Origin of the sequence: Blastomonas sp. (genome assembly GCF_030373265.1) — a bacterium.
Classification (GTDB): Bacteria; Pseudomonadota; Alphaproteobacteria; order Sphingomonadales; family Sphingomonadaceae; genus Blastomonas.
Genome location: NZ_JAUCZC010000003.1, coordinates 30,427 through 53,001 on the forward strand (window position 1 = coordinate 30,427; position 22,575 = coordinate 53,001).

The 22,575-nt window shown below is 65.1% G+C and carries 14 protein-coding genes; 5 read left to right on the top strand and 9 right to left on the bottom strand.

The features are described from left to right. Positions 1 to 29: 29 nt before the first annotated feature. Both QUV11_RS02295 and QUV11_RS02300 read right to left on the bottom strand, forming a co-directional pair. Positions 30 to 3,095, bottom strand: a complete 3,066-nt coding sequence (locus tag QUV11_RS02295; protein ID WP_300880345.1) for a TonB-dependent receptor — start codon at positions 3,093 to 3,095, stop codon at positions 30 to 32. A 168-nt stretch (positions 3,096 to 3,263) separates the two neighbouring features. Further along, a complete protein-coding gene (locus tag QUV11_RS02300) occupies positions 3,264 to 4,544 on the bottom strand; it encodes a sugar MFS transporter (protein ID WP_300880346.1) in 1,281 nt (426 codons plus the stop codon). Between the two features lie 119 nt (positions 4,545 to 4,663). Here QUV11_RS02300 and QUV11_RS02305 point away from each other — a divergent pair, with 119 nt between their 5' ends. Both QUV11_RS02305 and QUV11_RS02310 read left to right on the top strand, forming a co-directional pair. Beyond that, the gene (locus tag QUV11_RS02305; protein WP_300880347.1) at positions 4,664 to 5,806 is read left to right on the top strand and encodes an aldose epimerase family protein; all 1,143 of its coding nucleotides are present in this window, start codon (positions 4,664 to 4,666) and stop codon (positions 5,804 to 5,806) included. Positions 5,807 to 5,845: 39 nt separating this feature from the next. After that, positions 5,846 to 7,642 (top strand): IlvD/Edd family dehydratase, encoded by a 1,797-nt coding sequence (locus tag QUV11_RS02310; RefSeq protein ID WP_300880348.1) that lies wholly within the window; start codon positions 5,846 to 5,848, stop codon positions 7,640 to 7,642. Between the two features lie 22 nt (positions 7,643 to 7,664). Here the strand turns inward: QUV11_RS02310 and QUV11_RS02315 are convergent, their stop codons facing one another. The 7 genes from QUV11_RS02315 to QUV11_RS02345 all read right to left on the bottom strand — a co-directional run bounded on the left by QUV11_RS02315 (position 7,665) and on the right by QUV11_RS02345 (position 15,871). Beyond that, entirely contained in the window at positions 7,665 to 8,375 is a 711-nt protein-coding gene (locus tag QUV11_RS02315; protein ID WP_300880349.1) for a FadR/GntR family transcriptional regulator, read from the bottom strand. Positions 8,376 to 8,392: 17 nt separating this feature from the next. Then, positions 8,393 to 9,313, bottom strand: coding sequence for a Gfo/Idh/MocA family oxidoreductase (locus QUV11_RS02320; protein WP_300880350.1), 921 nt, complete (start codon positions 9,311 to 9,313; stop codon positions 8,393 to 8,395). Beyond that, positions 9,310 to 10,281 carry an AraD1 family protein gene (gene araD1, locus QUV11_RS02325; protein WP_300880351.1) on the bottom strand — a complete coding sequence of 324 codons (972 nt, stop codon included), beginning with the start codon at positions 10,279 to 10,281 and terminating at the stop codon, positions 9,310 to 9,312. Before araD1 ends, QUV11_RS02320 begins: the two co-directional genes overlap by 4 nt. Next, positions 10,278 to 11,858: an aldehyde dehydrogenase (NADP(+)) gene (locus QUV11_RS02330; RefSeq protein WP_300880352.1), complete on the bottom strand. Its 1,581-nt coding sequence runs from the start codon at positions 11,856 to 11,858 to the stop codon at positions 10,278 to 10,280. The genes araD1 and QUV11_RS02330 overlap by 4 nt, the downstream gene beginning before the upstream one ends. Positions 11,859 to 11,953: 95 nt before the next feature. Continuing rightward, positions 11,954 to 13,261, bottom strand: a complete 1,308-nt coding sequence (xylA, locus tag QUV11_RS02335; protein ID WP_300880353.1) for a xylose isomerase — start codon at positions 13,259 to 13,261, stop codon at positions 11,954 to 11,956. Between the two features lie 40 nt (positions 13,262 to 13,301). Next, complete coding sequence (gene xylB, locus QUV11_RS02340) at positions 13,302 to 14,750, bottom strand: xylulokinase (protein ID WP_300880354.1); 1,449 nt, start codon at positions 14,748 to 14,750, stop codon at positions 13,302 to 13,304. A gap of 5 nt (positions 14,751 to 14,755) precedes the next feature. Continuing rightward, entirely contained in the window at positions 14,756 to 15,871 is a 1,116-nt protein-coding gene (locus QUV11_RS02345; RefSeq protein WP_300880355.1) for a glycoside hydrolase family 43 protein, read from the bottom strand. Between the two features lie 321 nt (positions 15,872 to 16,192). On the opposite strand from QUV11_RS02345, the gene QUV11_RS02350 reads away from it, so the two are divergent. From QUV11_RS02350 to QUV11_RS02360, 3 genes are all read left to right on the top strand, one after another. After that, positions 16,193 to 18,790: a glycosyl hydrolase 115 family protein gene (locus QUV11_RS02350; protein ID WP_300880356.1), complete on the top strand. Its 2,598-nt coding sequence runs from the start codon at positions 16,193 to 16,195 to the stop codon at positions 18,788 to 18,790. A gap of 61 nt (positions 18,791 to 18,851) precedes the next feature. Further along, positions 18,852 to 20,513: a glycoside hydrolase family 43 protein gene (locus QUV11_RS02355; RefSeq protein WP_300880357.1), complete on the top strand. Its 1,662-nt coding sequence runs from the start codon at positions 18,852 to 18,854 to the stop codon at positions 20,511 to 20,513. Further along, entirely contained in the window at positions 20,513 to 22,459 is a 1,947-nt protein-coding gene (locus tag QUV11_RS02360; RefSeq protein WP_300880358.1) for a sialate O-acetylesterase, read from the top strand. The genes QUV11_RS02355 and QUV11_RS02360 overlap by 1 nt, the downstream gene beginning before the upstream one ends. Positions 22,460 to 22,575 lie beyond the last annotated feature (116 nt).

Below are 22,575 nucleotides of genomic sequence, written 5' to 3' on the forward strand. Positions count from 1 at the left end.
GGGAGGGAAGTCTCCTGCAGGCGAAGCGGTCAGAAACGACCTCGGATGCCGACAAGAATGGTGCGACCCGGATTGTATTCGTTGAACGTCGCGTTGGGGAACTGGAAGAAGCTGCTCTGCGCTTCCTTGGTGATGTTGATCGCGTTGATCACCAGGGTCGGCAGGTAGTCGTTCCCAAAGATCTCCGCCAGATCGACGTTGCCCGAGAAATCGAGCTGGCTGTAGCTGCGCCCGAAGATCGCGGCGTTGGGGATGCCGTTCTGGTTGGGGTTCGATGCCTGCGACCCTTCGTTGTAGACATAGGTCAGACGCGCCGAGATGCCGTTCTTGTCGTAATAGCCGGTCGCGGTGTAGGTGGTCGGCGCGACGCCGATCGCGACGGCAGGGGCACCCGTGCCCTCGCCCTTCTGGTCAATCAGCGTCAGGTTGCCCTGAAAGCCGAAACCGGTCACCCCGATATACTGGGTGATGAAGTCCAGCGGCTGGGTGATCTGGAATTCGAGGCCGTTGACCTTCAGCTTGCCGTTGGCGTTGACCTGCTGCTGCACAACCACGGCAACATCGCGCAGTGCCTGGCCCGGCTGAGCGCGGGCGGCCAGCGATTCACGCTGTGCCTGGGTCAGCGAGTCCACATTGATTCCGAACTGCTCAAAGAACGAGAACGGCACATTGGTCAGGCCGTTGACGGTAAAGCCGGTGATCGATTTGCGGAAGGCCGCAAAGGCGATCACACCTTCCCCGCCGGTGTAAAGTTCGAAGCCCAGATCGATATTGTCCGAGATGAACGGGTCGAGCGCATTGTTGCCCACCGTGCCGATATCGGCCGAGGGCTGGACAAAGCTGGCCCCCGGAAGCAGCGCGTTGGGATCGGGCCGGGTCAGTGTCCGCGAGATCGAGGCGCGCGCCACCGCCTTGCCGCCAAAGTCGTATGCGGCACTCAGCGACGGCAGGAAGTTCGAATAGCGGGTGTTCGAAGTCGGGAAGACGACCGTGTTGGGGAAGCGGCCACCATCGGCGACCGGCGGTGCACCTGCGGGATTGTTGCGCGGGTCGGGAATGGAGACGCGTCCACCGACGATCTGTTCGGTCCGGACATAGCGCACGCCGCCATTCAGGCGCAGCGTGTTGTCGCCCATCTCGAAGATGCCGTTGCCCTCGATGAAGGTACCGGTCACCTTTTCGCGGATCAGACCGCCATTGGCACCACTGCTGCCCGATCCAGTCTCGGTCGCGCCTGCCAGCAGAGCGTCGTAGTTGGTGTCGCGCCGCACCTTGTCCCAATCGACGGTGACATAGCCATTGTCGCCGGGAAGCAGATAGCTCGGCACCGCCGCGGTCGGGATCAGCGATCCCGCATAGGTGATCGGTGCGCCGCCTGCGGTGAAATTGGTGCCATAGCCGGGGAAGGTCGGGAAACCAGCAGGCGTCGCGGTACCTGGCTGGTTGAGCCCGGTGCACGGCGTTGTCGCGCTGTTGGGTGCCAGCAAGGTTATGTTGGGGCCGTTGCCGCAAATCGCGTTCTGCCACAAAGCGGTGTTGTCGAAAGGCGTGATACGGCGCTTGGTATCATCATAGGCCGCGCCGACGCGCACGCTGAACCGGGTTTCATCGCCGAACAACAGGCTGCCGCGAATGCCCTTGGTTTCGGTGGCGCGCTCTTCACCGTTCAGATTGACACGGCCGCCGCCCTCCCAGCCGAAATTGTTCGGGTTATTGAGGTCAGCGCTCGATTCGATCAGCGGAATTCCGCCATCGTTCTGGAAGTTCACGGTCAGACCGCTGTTCGGCGGCGTGATCACCAGGAATGTCGGGCTTTCGCGGCGAAAATTGCTCTTGGTGTAATTCGCTTGCAAATCGCCCCGGATCCAGTCGTTCAGCTTGAACTCGATCCCGGGGTTGATGCCATAATAATCCTGCGTGTCCTTGTAGGGGCGATATTCCAGGAAGAACTGCGAGTTGGCATAAGTGCCGCCAGTGACGGTGCAGCCGGCCGAGCAATCGGCTTTATCGTAAGTGGTGTTGATCGGGATCACCGCGCCGTTGCGGCCGACCCAGTTCATCGCCGTGCGGGTAAACTCGGTGTCGCGCTGCGCATACATGCCATCGACATAGAAATTGAAATTCTCGCTCGGCCGCCATTCGAGCGACACCAGCCCGTTATAGCGCTGGCGGAAGCCGTTCTCGCTGCGCGGACGGCCCAGGCGCGGCAGCAACCCGTTGTCGATCTGATCGATCGTCGCGCCAGGGTTGTTGCGCAACAGGAACGCCTCGTCGATCACGGCACCCGGAGTGAGGCCATTGCCGGCGAGCGAAGGGACGGTGGCGGGAATGGTGAAGTTGCCGCCACCGGTGGCATTGCGCGTACCGGTCGTACGCTGTGTTGCGGTGAGATTGGGGTTGGTGAAACCGATCGTTTCATAGCCCTCTACGTTGAAGTTGTTGCGAACAGCTGCGCCACCGACAAGAATGCCGAAATCGCCGAAGGTCGCGCTGGCGACGAGATGACCACGATAGCCCCATTTGTCCGCGCCGCTGACCTTGGAGCCCTGCAGGCCATAGCTGATATAGGGCTTGGGGTTGTCGAACGGACGCGCCGCGCGCAGGTTGACGGTACCTGCAGCGCCGCCTTCGAGCAGGCTCGCGGTCGGCGACTTGCTGACGGTGAGCTGGGTGAACAGTTCGGTCGGGATCAGATCGAGATCGACCTCGCGGTTGGTGCTCTGTGCGTCAAACCGCACCGATGCGATCGCAACCGGGGTGCCGTTGAGCAGCACGCGGGTGAAGTTGGTGCCCAGACCGCGGATCGCGACCGACGAACCTTCGCCGGTGACTTCGCGGCCGATGGTGATACCCGGAATACGGTTCAGCGATTCGGCGATGTTGGTGTCGGGGAACTTGCCGATGTCTTCGGCAAAGATCGTGTCGGTGAAGCCGATCGAGTTGCGCTTGGCGATCGTCTGGCTTTCCAGCGATGCGCGGAAGCCCGTGACCACGATCTCGCTGGCGCCTTCGCTATCGGCAACCGCAGTGTCACTGGAGGGAGAAGGGACGGCAGGCTCGTCTGCAGGAACCGGCACCCCTTGGGCGAAGGCCACGCCGGGAATCACGAGCGCTGATAGGGCCGCTGCGCTCAAAAGCCCGCGACGCACTGAATCGATCCGAGATACCATGTAATCCTCCCCTTGTTCGGCCATGGCTTCGTGCCACGGTCCACGCTATGGTAGCGCTATCAACACTATGGGTAATACTCTGAGTTATTGCTGTCAATAGGCTGTCGCATCTTCTGGCAGACGGCTGCCCCAAAGCGCGTAAAACAGGATGAAAAGCTCGCACGCGGCAGTTAGCAGGAAAGACGCCTGCAAACCGTAAAGGTCGGCAAGCCAACCCTGCACGACGACCAGCGCTCCCCCTGCTATCGCCATGATCAGCAGGCCGGACCCCTCTTCGGTGAGCGGCCCAAGTCCTCTGATTCCGAGCGTGAAAATCGTTGGGAACATGATCGAATGGAACAGGCCGACGAGGATCAACGCCCACATCGCCGCAGGCCCGGTGGTGAACACGGTCACCAGCATCACCACAAAGGCACCGATCGAAAATACCGCCAACACCGATTCGGCCGCGAATCGCTGCATCAGTGCAGACCCTGCAAACCGGCCGATCATCATGCCGCCCCATAGCAGCGTCAGGTACCTGCCTGCCTGCTCCTGCGTCAGGTCGGCGATATCTGGCTGGCTGACGAAATTGACGAACAGGTTGGCGACCCCGATCTCGGCGATGAGGTAGATGAAGATTGCAGGAATGCCCCACACCAGATTGCGGTGCTTCCACAATGAGAGCGACTGGCGCATTTCGCGCGAAATCCGGCTTGTTGCCGCCTCGATCGCGGGCAAGGGATAGCGCGCGATGATCACGGCCAGCACCAGCAGCACCAGGGCAACAAGGCCGTAAGGCAGGATCACCGATTGCGCGTCGGCCAGCCGCTCGGCTTGGGTCAGCACGACACCGGCCTCCGCCGTTCCCCCCTTGGATCGCCCCAGGATCAGATAGGCGCCGAACAATGGTGCGAACATCGTTCCGGCAGAGTTCATCGCCTGGACCAGGTTGAGCCGCGACGAGGCGGTTCTTGCCGGACCGATCACCGCCACATAGGGGTTTGCCGCCACCTGCAGCAGCGTGATGCCGCTGGCGATGACGAACAGCATCACCATCGTGATGCCATAAGACGGGAGGCTTGCCGCGAGCATCATTCCCGTCGCCCCTGCCGCCATGATCAGCAGGCCGGTGACCAGCGCTTTCTGGTAGCCGATTCGCTCGATAAGCTTGGCTGAGGGGATCGATGCGAAGAAATAGGCGATGAACCACACCGATTCGATCAGCGTGGTCTGGGTGTAGCTGAGGTCGAACACACTGCGCAGATGCGGCAACAGCGTGTTGTTGATGACGGTGATGAAGCCCCACATGAAGAACAGACTGGCCAGCAGCACCAGCGCGGAATTGTAGCCCGCGCCGCGGGTTTGCGCCACCTGCGCTCCGTTCGGTTCCATATAATTCCTCCCCGTAGTGACCCGGCATCTTGTGCGGATTTAATTGTCTGAGTATATATCGGACAGCAACGCGTCAATCAGTGGCGCTTCGGACGCGGTTTCGGGCAAGGGGTGGATGAATGGCGACGGCGACTTTGACGCGAACCAGCCTGCTGTTCGCAGCCTTGCTGCCCTGGACCCCGGCGCTGGCGGCGACCGCCGAGCGGACGCCTGCAGGAACCTTGGCAGACGGCACGGTGATCGAGGCCGTGACATTGACCGGCGCCAACCGCGTCTCGGCGAGAATCATCAGCTTTGGTGCGACCCTGCAATCGCTGACCGCGCCCGACCGCAACGGTGAACTGGCCGACGTGCTGCTCGGCTTTGACGATGCGGCGGATTATGTCGCCAAGCCCAACTATTTTGGCGTGACCGTGGGCCGCTTTGCCAACCGCATCGACCAGGGGCGGTTCGTGCTCGATGGCAAGACTTACCAGGTCTCGCAGAACAACAAGGGCAACTCGCTGCACGGGGGAGAGGTCGGCTTCGACAGGCGGCTGTGGCGGATTATCGCGCTTACCCAGGGCAAGCGCGCCTCGGTCACGCTGGCGCTGACCAGCGCGGACGGCGATCAGGGCTACCCCGGCGAGGTCGAGGCGCAGGTCACCTACACGCTCGACGATGCCGGGCAGCTGACGATCAGCTTCGATGCCACCACCGACCGGCCCACCGTGATCAACATGACCAACCACGCGATCTTCAATCTGGCGGGCGAAGGTGCGCCGGGCGGCGCACTGGGCCACCTGCTCACGATCCCGGCATCGGCGATCACCCCGGTCAGCGCCACGCTGATCCCGACCGGGGCGCTGCGCCCGGTTGCAGGCACCGCGTTCGATTTCCGCACGCCGCAGACGCTCGACAGCCGCATCCGCGACGGGCGCGACGAGCAGATCGCGTTCGGCCGCGGCTACGACCATAATTTCGCGCTCGACAAGGGGCTGACCGGCACACCGCAACCCGCGGCGCGGCTCGAGGACCCGGTATCCGGCCGGGTGCTCGAAGTGCTGACCACCGAGCCTGGCGTCCAGCTGTACACCGGCAATTTTCTCGATGGCACCGTGCCCGGCAAGGGCGGCCGTCTTTACCGGATGGGGGATGGCATCGCGCTCGAGCCGCAGAAATTCCCCGACGCGCCCAACCACCCCAAGTTCGCCTCGGCGCGCGTCGATCCGGGCACGCCCTATCGTCACGTCATGATCTACCGCCTTTCCGTCGCGCGCTGACGCCGCGCTGCCTTCCCTGTTACTGGAGCTTTGCAAACGATGTCCGACGCCAACCTGCCGAAACTGCGCAGCCGCGCATGGTTCGACAACCCCGACAATATCGACATGACCGCGCTGTATCTTGAGCGCTATCTCAACTTCGGGCTCAGCCTCGAGGAGCTGCAGTCGGGCAAGCCGATCATCGGCATCGCGCAGACCGGAAGCGATCTGAGCCCGTGCAACCGCCACCATCTGGTGCTCGCCGAGCGCGTTCGCGAAGGCGTGCGCGAGGCAGGCGGCATCGTCATCGAATTCCCCGTCCATCCGATCCAGGAGACCGGCAAGCGCCCGACCGCCGGGCTTGACCGGAACCTTGCCTATCTTGGGCTGGTCGAGATCCTCTACGGCTACCCGCTCGATGGCGTGGTGCTGACCATCGGCTGCGACAAGACCACACCTGCGGCATTGATGGCTGCGGCCACCGTCAACATTCCCGCGATCGCGCTGTCGGTCGGACCGATGCTCAACGGCTGGCACAAAGGCGAGCGCACCGGCTCTGGCACCATCGTGTGGAAGGCGCGCGAGATGCTCGCGGCGGGCGAGATCGACGATGCGCAGTTCATCAAGCTGGTAGCATCCTCGGCGCCATCGACCGGCTATTGCAACACCATGGGCACCGCCACGACGATGAACTCGTTGTGCGAGGCGCTGGGCATGTCGCTGCCGGGCTCAGCAGCGATCCCCGCCCCCTATCGCGACCGCCAGGAAGTCGCCTGGCGCACCGGCAAGCGGATCGTCGAGATGGTGGCAGAGGACCTCAAGCCGTCGGATATCCTTACCAAGCAGGCGTTCCACAACGCCATCCGCGTCAACAGCGCGATCGGCGGCTCGACCAATGCGCCGATCCATCTCAGCGCGATCGCGCGCCATATCGGGGTCGATCTGCCGATCAAGGACTGGGAAACCGAAGGCCACAAGGTGCCGCTGCTGGTCAACCTGCAGCCCGCGGGCGAGTATCTGGGCGAGGATTTCTATCGTGCCGGCGGCGTGCCTGCGGTGATAGATCAGTTGATCGGCCAAGGCCTGATCCACGAGGGTGCCGCGACGGTCAACGGCAAGACGATCGGCGAAAACTGCAAGGGGGTCGGCATCGAGGACGAAAAGGTCATCCGCCCGTTCGGCCAGCCATTGGTCAACGACGCAGGGTTCATCGTGCTGTCGGGCAACCTGTTCGACGCGGCGGTGATGAAGACCAGCGTGATATCGCCCGAATTCCGCGACCGCTATCTGTCCAACCCGGCCGACCCCGACACGTTTGAAGGCCCCGCGGTGGTGTTCGACGGACCGGAGGATTATCACGACCGCATCGATGATCCGGCCACCGGAATTACCCCGGAGTCGCTGCTGTTCATGCGCGGCGCGGGACCGATCGGCTATCCCGGTGCTGCCGAGGTGGTCAACATGCGCCCACCGTCCTATCTGATCACCGAAGGCGTCCACGCGCTGCCGTGCATCGGCGATGGCCGCCAGTCGGGCACGTCGGGATCGCCCTCGATCCTCAACGCCAGCCCCGAAGCGGCGGCGATGGGTGGGCTCGCGCTGATCAGGACCGGTGACCGGGTGCGGATCGATCTGCGCAACGCCACCGCCAATGTGCTGATCAGCGACGAAGAGCTTGCCCAGCGTCGCGCCGAGCTCGAGGCGGCGGGGGGGTTCCAGTACCCCGCATCGCAGACCCCCTGGCAGGAAATCCAGCGCTCGGTCGTCGGCCAGATGAGCACCGGCGCCATCCTGGAAGGGGCGGAGAAATACCAGCGGATCGCCCAGACAATGGGGCTGCCGCGCGACAACCACTGAGCCGCAGGGAGCGCTGTGACAATCAGGTGCGGGCCGGCAGATCCATGTCGGCCAGCGCCAGATGCAGTAGATGCGCCATCGCATCATGCGCGGCCTGGTCATCGCGCGCCACGATCGCTTCGTGCACCAGAATGTGGTCGGGCAGCGGATCGCGCGGCAGCGCGCGGGTCCGCTGCTTGTACTTGGTGGTCCAGCTGACCGCTGCGCCGACCGAGCTTGCCAGCGCCGCCAGCGCCTCGTTGCCCGCCGCAGCCAGGATCGCGCGGTGGAAACGCTGGTCTGCGGCGCGCCCTTCGCTGTCCGCCAGGCCCAGCCGCCCCATGTCGTCGAGCGCGGCCTTCATGTCATCGAGTTGCGCCTGCGTGCGGCGGCGGGCGGCAAAGGCGGCGGCGGCAGGCTCGATCACGCCGCGCAGTTCGAACAGGTCGAGGATGAATTCGGGGTCGGGCTCGCCTTCGAAGGTCCAGGCGAGAACATCGGGGTCGAGCAGGTTCCAGCGGTGCCGCGCGGTGACCCGCGTGCCTGCCTTCGGGCGGCTTTCGACCAGCCCCTTGGCCGAGAGGATGCGGATTGCCTCGCGATAGGCGGTGCGCGAAATGCCCAACTGTTCGCTGGCCTCGATTTCTCCGCCAAAGACGTCGCCGGGCTTGCGCACACCACCGACGATCTCGACGCCGATATCATGGGCGATCGTTCCGTGGATGCGAGGCGATGTACTGCGCGCGTCATCCATGGTCCGCTTGCCTCCCCTCAGTGGTAAAACGCATCCGTATACGAACGGTGCCCGGTAAGGAAGGCGTCGGCAACCAGCCTGAGCGGGCTGACATCGACATCGCAGCGCCTGTCGCGAATCAAGGCAGCGAAATGATCATAAAGCGCGCGATATTCGCCCTCGCCCGGCAGCGGTTGTGGCACGCCATCGAAGGACAGGCTGTTGCCACCCTCGGCCAGCAACAGATCGCCGACATCGGTGTCGATCCGGATGGTCCAGCTTTGCTTGCCGGTCTGCCGCCAGTCGAACTCTGCCTTGATAGGCGCGCCGTCCGACGTCCGCATGGCAAGCGTCGCGGCGACCGGTGCCTCGCGGTTTGCGGGAGTTTCGAGCTTCGCATCCTCCAGCCTGACCGGATCGGGCAGCAGCCGGGTGAGGATGGACAGAGCGTTGATGCCGGGATCGAACACCCCCAGCCCGCCGGGCTGCCAGATCCAGTCCTGCCCGGGGTGCCATTGCCGGACATCCTCCTTCCAGTCGATCTCAATGCTGGAAATCTGCTTGTCCACTAGCCAGGCGCGCGCAGGCTCGACCCCCGCAGCAAAGCGCGAATGCCAGCTGGCGAACAGCGTCACCCCGGCCCGCGCGGCAGCCTGCATCAAGTCCTCAATCTCGGACAAGGTCGCGCAGGGGGGCTTTTCCAGGAACACGTGCCGCCCGGCAGCAATCGCGGTCCGCGCGGCGGCGTGGCGGACTTGCGGAGGCTGGCACAGCGATACCGCCTGAACATCAGGCTCCCCCGCCAGCATCGCGGCCAGATCCAGATAGGACGCAACGCCGTCAGCGCGGGCGTTGCGGCTGGCGGTGGCAGCCAGCGTGAAGTCGGCGCTCGCGGTGATCGCCGGCACATGCTGGTCGGTTGCAATCTTGCCCAGACCGACAATGCCGATGCGGATCACAACGCGGCGACTTTGAACGGCGCGTCCATGGCCTGGGCCAAAGTGTTGCTGACCGGAAGCGTAAACGGTGGCGCTGCAATCTCGAACCGGTCGCCAAGCTGGGTCATGAATCCGTCTGCGAACGACAGGGTAGCGGTCCCGAAGAAATGGACATGGACGTCGCCAGAACGACGGAAGCCGGCATATTTGAAATGATGGTGTTCGAGGTTGGCGATGCTGTGCGACATGTTTGCCTCGCCCGAGACGAAGGGCTTCTGCCACGCGATCTCGCCAGCGCGCCAGATCGTGCTGGTGCCGCGAATGTCGGCGGGCAGATCGCCCAGCAGCAGTTCGGGGCCCAGTGCCGCCGCGCGCAGCTTGGAATGCGCCAGCCACAGATAGTTGCCGCGTTCGGTGACGTGATCGGAAAACTCGTTGCCCAGCGCATATCCGATCCGTGTCGGCGTCCCGTCGGGCGCGATCAGATAGATCCCGGCGATCTCGGGCTCCTCGCCGCCATCGAGCGCGAACGACGGCATTTCCAGAGCATCGCCTGGCGACACGAGAATCGACCCGTCGCCCTTGTAGAACCATTCGGGTTGCACGCCAGGTTGGCCATCGGCGGGCTTGCCGCCCTCGACCCCCATCATGAACATCTTCATCGAGTCGGTGGGGTCGGGATTGTCCTTGACCGCGCGGTGCATCGCATCGCGCCCCTCGGCCGAACCCAGATGGGTCAGGCCCGTTCCGCTCACCAGCAGATGTGCCTCATCGGGATGATCGATCGGGCACAGCAAGCGGACGGTGGCCAGATCGACCGGCGCGCCGAGGCGATCGGCGGCATAGTGCGCCAGCGTCGTGCCTGCCGCCAGCGCCGCGTGCGCCAGTGCCAGCGTGGTTTCGGCGCCGACCACGCGGTGCGCCTGGCCGCCCGACAGAGCCGCCACACCGCGCGCGCCGTCGCTGAACTGGACCAGGCTTTGGATCATTGCGGCGACGCTTCGCGCACGCCGTCGATCCGCCGCGCGACGCCCCAGCTATTGTCGTCCGACAGCGCGGAGGGCAGCAGTCCTACAGGCAGGTTCTGGAACGCCACCGGCCGCAGGAACCGCTGCATCGCCAGCGTGCCGACCGATGTCGTGCGGCCATCGCTGGTCGCGGGGAACGGCCCGCCATGGACCATCGCATGCGCGACTTCGACCCCCGTCGGCCAGCCATTGGCGAGGATGCGACCGACGCGGTCAGCGAGCACCGGCAACAGCCGCTGCGCGTCGGCAATGTCGCCGTCGTCGAGCTGCAGCGTGGCGGTCAGCTGTCCTTCGAGATGCGCGATGACGTCGATCAGCTGGTCCATGTCGCTGCAGCGCACGATCACCGACGACGAGCCGAACACCTCGTGGCCGAGCGCGGCATCGGCGAGGAACTGCTCGGCATCGGTCTGGAACAGTGCGCCTACCGCCTGGTTGGCACCGGTCTGCGGCAGGCCGCGCGCGATCGTGGTGACCGCGTCATGACCGGCCAGCGCCGCGACGCCCTGTTCGAAGCTTTGGTGGATCGAGGGCGACAGCATCGTCGCGGGCGCGCTGCTCGACAGAGCGGTGCCTGCCGCAGCGGCGAACGCGTCGAGATCGGGTCCGCCGATCGCCAGCACGAGGCCCGGATTGGTGCAGAACTGGCCCGCGCCCATGGTCAGCGACTGGACATAGCCCTCGGCGAGCGCCTGGCCGCGCGCGGCGAGCGCTGCGGGCATCAGGATGACCGGGTTGATGCTCGACATCTCGGCATAGACCGGGATCGGCTCCTTGCGCGCGGCGGCGATCTTCATCAGCGCGAGCCCGCCGCCGCGCGATCCGGTGAAGCCCACCGCCTTGATCCGCGGATCGCTGACCAAAGCCGCGCCCAATGCGTTGGTTTCGCCGGGAAGGTAGGAAAAGGTGCCTGCGGGCAAATTGCAGGCCGCAACCGCGCGCTGGATCGCGCGCGCAACCAGCTCGCCAGTGCCGGGGTGCGCGGGATGGCCCTTGACCACCACCGGGCAGCCTGCCGCCAGAGCAGACGCCGTGTCGCCGCCCGCGACCGAGAAGGCGAGCGGGAAGTTGGACGCGCCGAACACCGCGACCGGGCCGACCGCGATGTTCATCCGGCGCAGGTCGGGCCGGGGCAAAGGTGCGCGATCGGGCATCGCTGGATCGATCGTGACATCCAGCCAGTCGCCCTGGCGAACGACCTTGGCGAACAGCCGAAGCTGGCCAGTGGTGCGCCCACGCTCGCCCTCGATCCGTCCGCGCGGCAGACCGCTCTCCTGCACCGCACGCGCGATCAGGTCGTCGCCGATCGCTTCGATCTCGTTGGCGATCGCCTCGAGGAACGCAGCACGGCTCTCGGGATCGGTGGCGGCATAGACCGGCGCCGCAGCCGCAGCGAGCGCGCAAGCTTCGGCGACCTCTGCCTCGCCTGCGGATGAAAAATCGGGGGTCAGCGCGGTACCCGTCGAAGGATCGGAGCTCTGGAAGCGGCTCGCCGACTGACGCACCTCGTTGCCCACAAGCATTGCACCATCGATCATCGCTCTATCTCCAGATTTTTGAATAACTCAGACATATTTAGCCCCTCGCGCGGCTGTTCTCAAGCGCGCGAGGGGCTTTATTTGTGCGCGGTGGCTCAGATGAAGCGGTTGATCAGGTTTTCGATCCGCTCCTGGCGGCCCGAGCGCGGCTTGGGGTCGAGGTTGCTGCTGACCGCCAGATCGGCGATCCCGGCCAGATCGAGCCCGGCGATCTTCTGGCCGAATTCGCCATCCCATCCTGCGTAACGCTCGGTCTTGAGAGCGTCGATCCTGCCGTCCTCGATCAGCGCGGCGGCGCTGAGCAGCCCGCGCGCCACCGTGTCGATCCCGCCGATATGGCCGTAGAACAGATCGACCGCGTCCATCGACTGGCGGCGCACCTTGGCATCGAAATTGAAGCCGCCATCGGTGAAACCGCCCGCGCGCAGAATCTCAACCATCGCCAGCGTGAGCTCTTCTGCCGAATTGGGGAACTGGTCGGTATCCCAGCCATTCTGGTGATCGCCGCGGTTGGCGTCGATCGACCCGAAGATGCCCAATGCGCTGGCCATCGCGATCTCGTGCTCGAAGGTGTGGCCACCCAATGTCGCGTGGTTGGCCTCGATGTTGACCTTGACCTCGTTCTCGAGCCCGTAGCGCTTGAGGAAGCCGTAAACCGTCGCAGTGTCGAAATCATATTGGTGCTTGGTCGGCTCGTGCGGCTTGGGTTCGATCAGGATCGTGCCGGCAAATCCGATCTTGTGCTTGTGCTCGACCACCAGGCTGAGGAACCGGCCCAGATTGTCGAGTTCGCGGCCCAGATCGGTGTTGAGCAAAGTCTCATAGCCTTCGCGGCCGCCCCACAGCACATAGTTGCTGCCGCCGAGCCGGTGCGTCGCCTCGAGCGCATCGCGCACCTGCATCGCGCCGAACGCGAACACCTCAGGATCGGGATTGGTCGCACCGCCGGCGGCAAAGCGCGGGTTGCCGAACAGATTGGCGGTGCCCCACAGCAGCTTGCGGCCCGAGCTTGCCTGCAGCCGCCCGAGCTCATCGACGGCCTCAGCGAAGTTGCTGCGGTGTTCGGCGACATTGTGCGCATCGGCCATCACATCGACATCGTGGAAACAGTAGTACGGGATATCGAGCTTGGTGAAGAAGTCGAACGCCGCCGCGCGCTTGGCGGTGGCGGCAGCAGCGTCATTGGCACCGCGGTGCCACGGCCGGTCGAACGTGCCCGCGCCGAACACATCCGAGCCCGGCCAGCAGAAGGTGTGCCAGAAGCACGCGGCAAAGCGCAGATGGTCTTCCATCCTTTTGCCCAGCACGACCCGGTCCTTGTCGTAATAACGATAGGCCAATTCGTTGTCGGTATCGGTGCCTTCGAAGCGGATCGTGGGGATGTCGGCGAAATAGTCGGTCATGGCAGGTCCAGTCGGTGGTTGAAGCAGGGATGAGCGAAGATCATGAAGTGCGCGGCGTGATCCGCGGATACGCGGCGGTGAACTTTGCGCGTTTGGGAGCGAGCCGTTCGGCGATGCCGGCGTCGGGCCGGATGGTGTGTGCGACCGGCGGCGCGGTGCAGATATCGGCTGCCGATCCGCCCTCGACTGCAAGCTGTGCAAGTCGCGCCGCGCCCAGCGCGGGCCCGACCTCGCCGCCCTTGAGATAGACCAGATCAACCCCGAGTACGGCGGAGAGCGTTTCGCCCCAATAACGCGATCGCGCCCCGCCGCCGATCACCGACAGCCGCTCGACCTCGGTACCGGCATCGCGCAGCGCATCGAGCCCGTCGGCCAGCGCAAAGGCGACACCTTCGAGCACCGCCTGCGCAAGGCGTTCGGGCGATGTGTCGTGGTCGAACCCCAGAAAGCCGCCGCGCACCTCGGCATCGTTGTGCGGGGTGCGCTCGCCCGAGAGATACGGCAGGAAGATTTCGGGGCCGCTGGCAGGGCCGGTGCTTTCGGCGCGCGCGAACAGATCGGCTGCCCCCGCAGCGCCGGTCAGCTTTGCCACCCAGTCGATGCACGAGGCGGCCGACAGGTGCACCGACATCTGGTGCCACAGACCCGGCAGGCAATGGCAGAAGGCATGGACCGCGCGTTCCGGATTGGGACGAAATTCGTCGGTCGCGACGAAGATCACGCCCGAGGTGCCGAGCGACAGCAACGCGTCGCCATTGCGCACCACGCCGACGCCCGCCGCGCCCGCCGCATTGTCGCTGCCGCCGCCCGCCACCGGGACCATGCCCATGCCCCAAAGCTCGGCGACATCGGCGCGTAGCACGCCGGACACCTCCGTACCCTCGACCAGCCGGGGCATATGCGTGATATCGAGCCCGGTCGCCGCGAGCAGCGCATCGCTCCACGTCCGCGCGGCGACATCAAGCCACAATGTGCCCGCAGCATCGGACATGTCGGATGCCTTCTCGCCGGTCATCTGCAACCGGATGTAGTCCTTGGGCAGCAAGACGGTGCACGTCTTGGCAAAGATGTCGGGCTCGTGCATCGCCACCCAGCGCAGCTTTGGCGCGGTGAACCCCGGCATCGCGATGTTGCCCGATATGCTGCGCAGCTGCGGCTCGCGCTGTTCGAGCTCGGCGCATTGCGCGGCCGATCGCCCGTCGTTCCACAGGATCGCGGGGCGCAGCGGCCGGTCGTCGGCGCCGAGCAAGGTCGCGCCATGCATCTGTCCGGCAAGGCCAATGCCGCGCACCGAACGGCGCACCGCCGGATCGATCGCGGTGACCGCCGCGGTCGTCGCCTGCCACCAGGCATCGGGATCCTGCTCGGACCACAACGGCTGCGGCCGCTGGACGCTGAGCGCGGCGGTGCCTTGCGCCACCACCGCACCATGCTCGTTGAGCACCACCGCCTTGACCCCAGATGTGCCGATATCGATGCCGAGGAACATCGGGCTTATTTCAGCATCGGGTTGATGGTCTTGATCGTGCCGTCCGCGTTGTAGAACAGCTCGGTCACCTTGACGTTGCGCAGTCGCGTGGTGCCCGAAAGCTGGGTGTCGTGATAGAACAGCCACCAGCGGCCATCCCATTCGGCGATCGAGTGATGCGAGGTCCAGCCCTCGGTGGGCTCCAGAATCCGGCCCTGATAGGTGAACGGACCATAAGGCGAATCCCCGGTGGCATAGACGAGGTAATGCGTGTCGCCGGTCGAGTAGCTGAAATAGTATTTGCCGTTGTACTTGTGCATCCACGCCGCCTCGAAGAAGCGCCGGTCGGTGTCGCCGCCAAGGATCGGCTTGCCCGATTTGTCGAGGATCTGGACATCGCGCGGCGTTTCGGCAAATTCCATCATGTCGTCCGACATCGCCGCCATCTTGGGCGCGAGCGCGGGCTTGTCGGGGGCCTCGAGATCGGTCTTCGAACCTTCGGGATCATAGGTTCCGGTGGTGTTGCGCTGCAACTGGCCACCCCAGATGCCGCCGAAATACATATACGACTTGCCATCATCGTCGGTGAACACCGCAGGGTCGATCGAGAAGCTGCCCTTGATCGGCTGCGGCGCGGCCTTGAACGGGCCGACCGGGGACTTGGATGTCGCAACTCCGATGCGGAACGCACCCTGTTTGTCCTTGGCAGGGAAATACAGATAATAAGTGCCGTTCTTGCGCGCGGCATCGGGCGCCCACATCTGGCGGTCGGCCCAGGGCACGTCCTTGACGTCGAGCGCGACCGGGTGCGCGGTCACCTTGCCGCCGATGCTGTCCATGCTGAGCACGCGGTAGTCGCGCATCTCGAAATGCGCGCCCAGATCGTCTTCGGGCGTGGGTCCATCGATGTCGTGGCTAGGATAGATATAAATCTTGCCGTCCCAGACATGCGCCGAAGGGTCTGCGGTGTAGAATTCGGTGACCAAAGGCTGCGACAGATAGCGCGCAGGATCGGCCTTGGCGGTGTCGGTGGCGGCGGCGGGTTGCGCGGCTGTGTCTTGCGTTTCCGGCGAGCTGCATGCGGCAGTGGCGACCAGCGCGACCAAGGCAGCACTCGTCATAAGGGTCTTGAAAGGGATCATTGCGCCTGCTCCTAAAGTATCGACATGCCGGTCTGCCAGGAACAGCCAGCTTGTAGATAGCGCTATCATTTTTTGCGGCAGAAGCAAGACCGCAGCGGTTTGCAATGTCCGATAGCGCCCAGGCAATTCCAGCAGACCCTCAGAATCCTGCGGTTTTCGGCGCACATTCCGTTGGATTGGCGGCACGTTATCGTGGCGTGCGAAGGTTCGCTCGAAATCTCGCGGCAAAAATGTCGCCGCATCGCGCTTGCCAGCTGCCAAGCGCGTGCCTAGACCTATGGCTGATAGCGCTATCAATAGGCGCTGCGGAGGAGGATGGTCGTGAAGCGCAAGATCCCTGCAATGCTGCTTGCTGCAGCCGCGACACTGGTCCCGGCAGCGCCCGCCTTTGCTTGTACCACAGAGGTTTCGGTATGCGATTCGACCGCGCCGGGCAGCTTTGCGCTGATCGCCGCGGGCCGGCCTGTCGCGGTGATCGTCGATGGCGATGCCGACAGCGCGGTGCGTATGGCCTCGGACGCCTTTGCCGCTGATCTCGAACGCGTCGGCGGCATCGCGCCGCGACGTGCCACCGATGTGGTGGGCGCGGGCGACCATCTGGTCGTCGCCGGGGTCATCGGCCAGAGCCGCCTGATCGATTCGCTGGTGCGCGACGGCAAGCTCGATGTCGCGGCGATCAACGGCCAGTGGGAAGGCCACGTCCAGGGCGTCGTCGACAACCCCTGGCCGGGCGTGCGCAGCGCGCTGGTGATCGCAGGGACTGACCGACGCGGCGCGGTGTTCGGGCTGTACGATCTGTCGGAAAAGATCGGGGTTTCGCCTTGGTACTGGTGGGCCGATGTCCCGGTCGAGCGCAAGGCCGCGCTGTTCGTCACCGCCGGCGCGCGCGCCGATCGCCCCAAGGTGCGCTATCGCGGCTTCTTCATCAACGACGAGAACCCCGCCTTCCAGAGCTGGACCCAGAAAAGCTTCGGCGGCCCCAATTCCAAGGCATATGCCCATGTCTTCGAGCTGCTGCTGCGGCTCAAGGGCAATTATCTGTGGCCCGCGATGTGGGCACCCAAGGCGTTCAACGACGACGATCCGCAGAACATGGTGCTCGCCGATGCGATGGGGGTGGTGATGGGGACGTCGCACCACGAACCGCTGACCCGCGCGCAGGACGAATGGCATCGCAACACCGAGGCCGGGGTCACCGGCGGCAAATGGGACTATCAGACCAACGCAGAGAACCTGCGCGCCTTCTGGCGCGGCGGGATCGAGCGGATGATGTCGAAGGGCGATGGCAAGGGCTATGAAAGCCTGCTGACCATCGGGATGCGCGGCGATGGCGATGAGGCAATGGCCGAGGGCACCGCCACCGGGCTGCTCGAGACGATCGTGCGCGACCAGCGCGCGATCATCGCCGATGTCACCGGCAAGCCCGCCGAGCAGACGCCGCAGGTCTGGGCGCTCTACAAGGAAGTGCAGGATTATTACGACGCGGGGATGCGCGTCCCCGACGATGTCACCCTGCTGTTCGCCGACGACAACTGGGGCCAGATCCGCCGGCTCCCCGATGCGAACGCCAAGCGCAAGGGCGGCTATGGCGTCTATTATCATTTCGATTATGTCGGCGGCCCGCGCAACTACAAGTGGCTCAACACCGTCCAGATCGCCAAGACCTGGCAGCAGATGGACCTCGCCTGGCAGAAGGGCGCGCGCGATATCTGGGTGGTCAATGTCGGCGACATCAAGCCGGTCGAATATCCGCTCGATTTCTTCATGGCGCAAGCCTGGAACCCCGAGGCGATGACCCCGCAAGCGCTTGCTGCCTTTCCCGAGCGCTGGGCCGAGGCGACCTTCGGCGCTGGACAGGCGAAGGACATTGCGGCTCTGGTCACCGACTACAGCCGCCTCGCCGCGCTTCGCAAACCCGAGCTGGTCGATGCGACGAGTTTCGCGCTGGGCGAGGTTACCATAGACACGCTCGATGGCGGCGAGTTCGGCGCGATGATTGCGCAATGGGATCAGCTCGAGGCCGAAATGCTGCGCAGCAAAGCCAAGGTGCCCGCAGCGCAGCGCGATGCGTGCTTCCAGCTGGTCGAGCACCCGATCCTCGCGCTCGGCACCCTGTACCGGATGTATTACGCGCTCGCCTGGAACCGCAAGCTCGGAGCAACAGGCGACGCCCGCGCCAATGCTTTTGCCGATCGGGCCGAGGCCGCCTATCGCCGCGATGCCGAGATCACGGCAGCCTATCATGCGCTGGGTGGCGGCAAGTGGGACGGCATGATGTCGCAGATCCACATCGGCTATAAGATCTGGCAGCAGCCCGATACCCAGGTGATGCCCGAGGTGATGCGCGTCGCGGGCAACGCTCCGCCGGTGCGCTTTGTCGATCCCACGACCTCCGGCGCTGTGATCGCGATCGAAGCCGATGATTTCATCCACTCGGCAGACGGCAAGGGTCTGCGCTGGACTGCGGTTGACGATCTCGGCCGCACCGGTGCGTCAGTGGTCGCGCTGCCGCAGGGCCGTCCGGCGACGACGCAGGCCGATGGCGTGCGGCTCGACTATGCCGCCAGCGTAACCGGCACCGGTCCGCTCGAGATCCAGCTGCATCTCGCCCCGACGCTCGACGTATCGGGCAACAAGGTGCAGCGGATCGGCGTCTCGATCGACGACGGCCCGATGCGCGAACTCGCTGTCCGGCTCGAGCCCGACACCGGCGGCGGCGATCGCGACGAGCAGCGCAACTGGACCCGCGCGGTCAAGGACAACGCCGCATTGGTGTCCGCGCGCTTCGATAACGTGGCACCGGGAGAGCACACGATCAGCATCTGGCGGCTCGACGACAATGTGGTGCTGCAGCGGATCGTGCTGGCGCGCGGCGCGGTGCCCGCAAGCTATATGGGCCCGGTGCCGACAGCGCAGTAGCGTTGCGGCCGGGTGGGATAAGAGCGAAGAGCCCGCGACGGGCCGAACGAGGAGAGTGACGATGAAGGTGGAATTCGCACGATTTCTGGGCGCGAGCGCGCTGATGCTCGGTTCGCTTTTGGCGACGGCTGCCGTCGCCGGTCCGGCGCGGTTCGAGGAGTTTCGCTATGAAGGCCGCGCGCAGGAGCAGGTCACCCTCAAACCCGGCGAATATCGCAACCCGATCCTGTCGGGCTATTATCCCGATCCCTCGATCACGCGGGTGGGCGAGGATTATTACCTCGTCACCTCGACCTTCACCCATTTCCCGGGGCTCCCGGTGTTCCATTCGCGCGACCTCGTCACCTGGAAGCAGATCGGCAACGCGATCGACCGGCCCGGCCAGCTCGATTTCACCGGATTGCCGGTATCGCAGGCGGTGTTCGCGCCCGACATCTCGTATCACGACGGCACGTTCTATATCGTCAACACCTGCGTGAAGTGCGGCGACAATTTCTTCATCACCGCCAAGGATCCGGCAGGCCCGTGGTCCGACCCCGTTTGGCTGCCGTTCGAGGGGATCGATCCTTCGATCTACTGGGAGGGCGACAAGGCCTATATCATCAACAACCGCGCACCCGACGAGCCGCCGCGCTATGACGGCCACCGCGCGATCTGGATCCAGGAGTTCGACTGGCGGACCGGCAAGATGGTCGGCGAGAGCACCCAATTGGTCAACGGCGGCATCGATATCACCACCAAGCCGGTGTGGATCGAAGGCCCGCACATCATCAAGAAGGATGGCTTCTACTATCTGATCGCAGCCGAAGGCGGCACCGGCGACAACCACAGCGAAGTCGTGCTGCGCTCCAAGGAACTGCGTGGCCCCTATGTGCCCTATGCCGGCAACCCGATCCTCAGCCAGCGCACGCTGAAGCGCGACCGCGCCAACCCGGTGACATCGGCAGGCCATGCCAAGTTCGTCCAGACCCCCGATGGCGACTGGTGGGCGACCTTCCTCGCCACCCGGCCCTATGGCGACGATCTGTACAATATCGGCCGCGAGACCTTCCTGCTGCCGGTCACCTGGCGCGATGGCTGGCCGCGTATCCTGCCCGACGGCGAACGCATTCCCTTTGCCGCCAAGCGCCCGAACCTTCCGGCGGACCGCCCCGCGACACCGCCGCTGTCGGGTGATTTTGCGTACACCGACAGCTTCGATGGTCCCTCGCTGGCGATGCAGTGGATCGGGGTGCGCACCCCAAAGGCTGCGTTCCACCGGCTCGAAGGCGGGGCGCTGGTGATGGAAGGTGCCGCCGCAATGGGCGACCAGCAGGGCGTTCCCGCGTTCTGGGGTCGGCGCCAGCAGCATCATGTCGCCACTGTTTCGACGGTCGTCCACTACGAACCCGACAGCGAGGGCGACCGCGCCGGTCTGGCCGCGATGCAGAGCGATCAGTCGTTCCTGTTCTTTGGCCTCACCAAGGTCGATGGCCAGCAGGTGATCGCGCTCTACACCCGCGACCGCGCGCAGACCGACACGCTTGTGGCCTCCGCACCTGTCGCCGAGAACGGACCGGTCACGCTGACGATCCGCGCCGATGGCGGCAACATGGCGTTCTACTGCGCGATCGGCGGCAGGACGCGGACGCTCAAGCGCGATCTCGATGCACGCTTCCTCAGCACCAAACAGGCGCGCGGGTTCACCGGCACCGTCATCGGACCTTATGTGTGGAGCAACTGATGGCAGCGCGGATCGTCCGATATGGTTTGGCATGGCTCGGCTGCACGCTCGCCGTTCCGGTCGCGGCGCAACCCGTGCTCGATCCGCTGTTCGGCGACGGCGCGGTGCTGCAGCGCGAACAGCCGATCGATATCCGTGGCCGCGCCAGTCCCGGCGAGACCGTCAGCGCGACGCTGGGTGAAGCGACGGAAAGCGCCACGGCGGATCGTGACGGGCGGTTCGAGCTTGCCTTCGCTGCGATGGCCGCCGGTGGCCCGTATCGGCTGACGGTCACCGCCGCGAGCGGAACCGCAAGCGCGGACGACCTGCTGATCGGCGATGTCTTTCTGTGTTCGGGCCAGTCGAACATGGAACTGGCGGTCGCCCGCGCACAGGATGCCGGCAACCAGATCGCCGCATCCAATGACCCATTGCTGCGGCTGTTCACGATCGAACGGGCGACAGCCCTTCAACCCTTGCGCGATCTGGACAAGGTGTCGGGCTGGCTGCGGTCTTCACCGGACTCTGCGCCCGGCTTTTCGGCGGCCTGCTTCTATATGGCGCAGGACCTGCGCCGCAGCGCCGATGTGCCGATCGGCGCGATCCACAGCAGCTGGGGTGGCAGCCGGATCAGCGCCTGGATGGGGGACGATGCGCTCAAGGCATCGGGTCAGCGCGGGGCGGCAGACCTGCGCGCGCTCTATGCCCGCGATTCCTCAGCGGCCTCGGTGGAGGCAGGCTATATCTGGCAGGATTGGTGGCGCAAGGCCAGCAGCGACGCTCCGGGGCGCGAGCCCTGGCAGCCCGATGCCGCGCTGGACTGGCAGCCGGTCCCGCGAATCGGCTATTGGGAAGACTGGGGTGTTGCGGAACTTGCAGCGTTCAACGGCATGGTCTGGTTCCGCCGCGAGGTCTTCCTGACGTCCGCGCAGGCGCGGCAGGCCGCGACGCTGGCGATCGGCCCGGTCGATGATGCCGACCAGACCTGGCTCAACGGCAAGCCCGTAGGCAGCGGCGGCAACCCCGGAAAGCCGCGTGTCTATGCGCTTGCCGGCGGCGCGCTGCGCGCAGGCCGCAATGTCATCACCGTCAATGCCAACGACAGCTATGGCAAGGGCGGAATGCCCGGCCCTGCCTCAATCATGCAGCTTGCGCTGGCCGATGGCACGGTCATCCCGATCGGCGATGGCTGGGAATATGCGGTCGAGGCGCGGACGCTGCCGCGGCCACCCCGCGCACCGTGGGAAGATACCGCAGGCGCGGGCACGATCTACAACGCGATGATCGCGCCCCTGGGACGGATCGGCCTCAAGGGCGTGGCCTGGTATCAGGGCGAATCCGATGTCGAGCTACCCGGTTATGCCGACCGGATGGCGGCGATGATGGCCGGCTGGCGGCAGCAGTTCGGGGTGGCCGAGCTGCCCTTCGCGATCGTCCAGCTCGCCAACTACGGCGCGCACGCAACCAGCCCGACCGAGAGCGGCTGGGCCGCGCTGCGCGAGGAGCAAAGACAGGCGGTCATCGCCGACAACAGACGCGCGGCGCTGGCGCTCGCCATCGATCTGGGCGATCCGGTCGATATCCACCCCGGACAGAAGCGCGAGGTCGGGCGACGCCTGGCGCGCGCGATGCGTGCAATCGCTTATGGTGCTGGCGACCCACCCTCCGGCCCCGCCATCGCAGCGGCCGAGCGCACCACCAATGGCGGCGCGTTGCTGACCTTCAACGACGTGACGGGCAAGCTGGCGTCGCGCAGCAGTGGTATCGCAATCGGTTTCGAGCTTTGCGGACCACAACCGGGATCGTGCCGGTTTGCACCGGGCCGCGTCTCGGGGGCCACGGTCACCCTGCCGGGGGATGGCCAGCCGGTCGCCCGCGTGCGCTACGCCTGGGCAGACAGCCCGGCGATCAACCTCTTCGATGCCGCAGGACTCCCGGCCGGACCTTTCGAGATCCCGCTGCCGTGACCGGTACCTTGCATAGCGCTGCCATGGGTTACCCAAGCGGGCGATATCGGCTGTCGACCCAGAGCCGGTCGTTTACGACCACCAACTTGAACGACTGGTTCCGCCCGAAGCCGCCA

Coding starts and splice junctions, on each gene's coding strand:
- QUV11_RS02360 (WP_300880358.1), top strand. CDS start 20,513: ATGGCAGCGCGGATCGTCCGATATGGTTTGGCATGGCTCGGCTGCACG.
- araD1 (WP_300880351.1), bottom strand. CDS start 10,281: ATGATCCAAAGCCTGGTCCAGTTCAGCGACGGCGCGCGCGGTGTGGCG.
- xylB (WP_300880354.1), bottom strand. CDS start 14,750: ATGTTCCTCGGCATCGATATCGGCACATCTGGGGTCAAGGCGGTGGTG.
- QUV11_RS02355 (WP_300880357.1), top strand. CDS start 18,852: ATGAAGGTGGAATTCGCACGATTTCTGGGCGCGAGCGCGCTGATGCTC.
- QUV11_RS02310 (WP_300880348.1), top strand. CDS start 5,846: ATGTCCGACGCCAACCTGCCGAAACTGCGCAGCCGCGCATGGTTCGAC.
- QUV11_RS02315 (WP_300880349.1), bottom strand. CDS start 8,375: ATGGATGACGCGCGCAGTACATCGCCTCGCATCCACGGAACGATCGCC.
- QUV11_RS02345 (WP_300880355.1), bottom strand. CDS start 15,871: ATGATCCCTTTCAAGACCCTTATGACGAGTGCTGCCTTGGTCGCGCTG.
- xylA (WP_300880353.1), bottom strand. CDS start 13,261: ATGACCGACTATTTCGCCGACATCCCCACGATCCGCTTCGAAGGCACC.
- QUV11_RS02305 (WP_300880347.1), top strand. CDS start 4,664: ATGGCGACGGCGACTTTGACGCGAACCAGCCTGCTGTTCGCAGCCTTG.
- QUV11_RS02300 (WP_300880346.1), bottom strand. CDS start 4,544: ATGGAACCGAACGGAGCGCAGGTGGCGCAAACCCGCGGCGCGGGCTAC.
- QUV11_RS02330 (WP_300880352.1), bottom strand. CDS start 11,858: ATGATCGATGGTGCAATGCTTGTGGGCAACGAGGTGCGTCAGTCGGCG.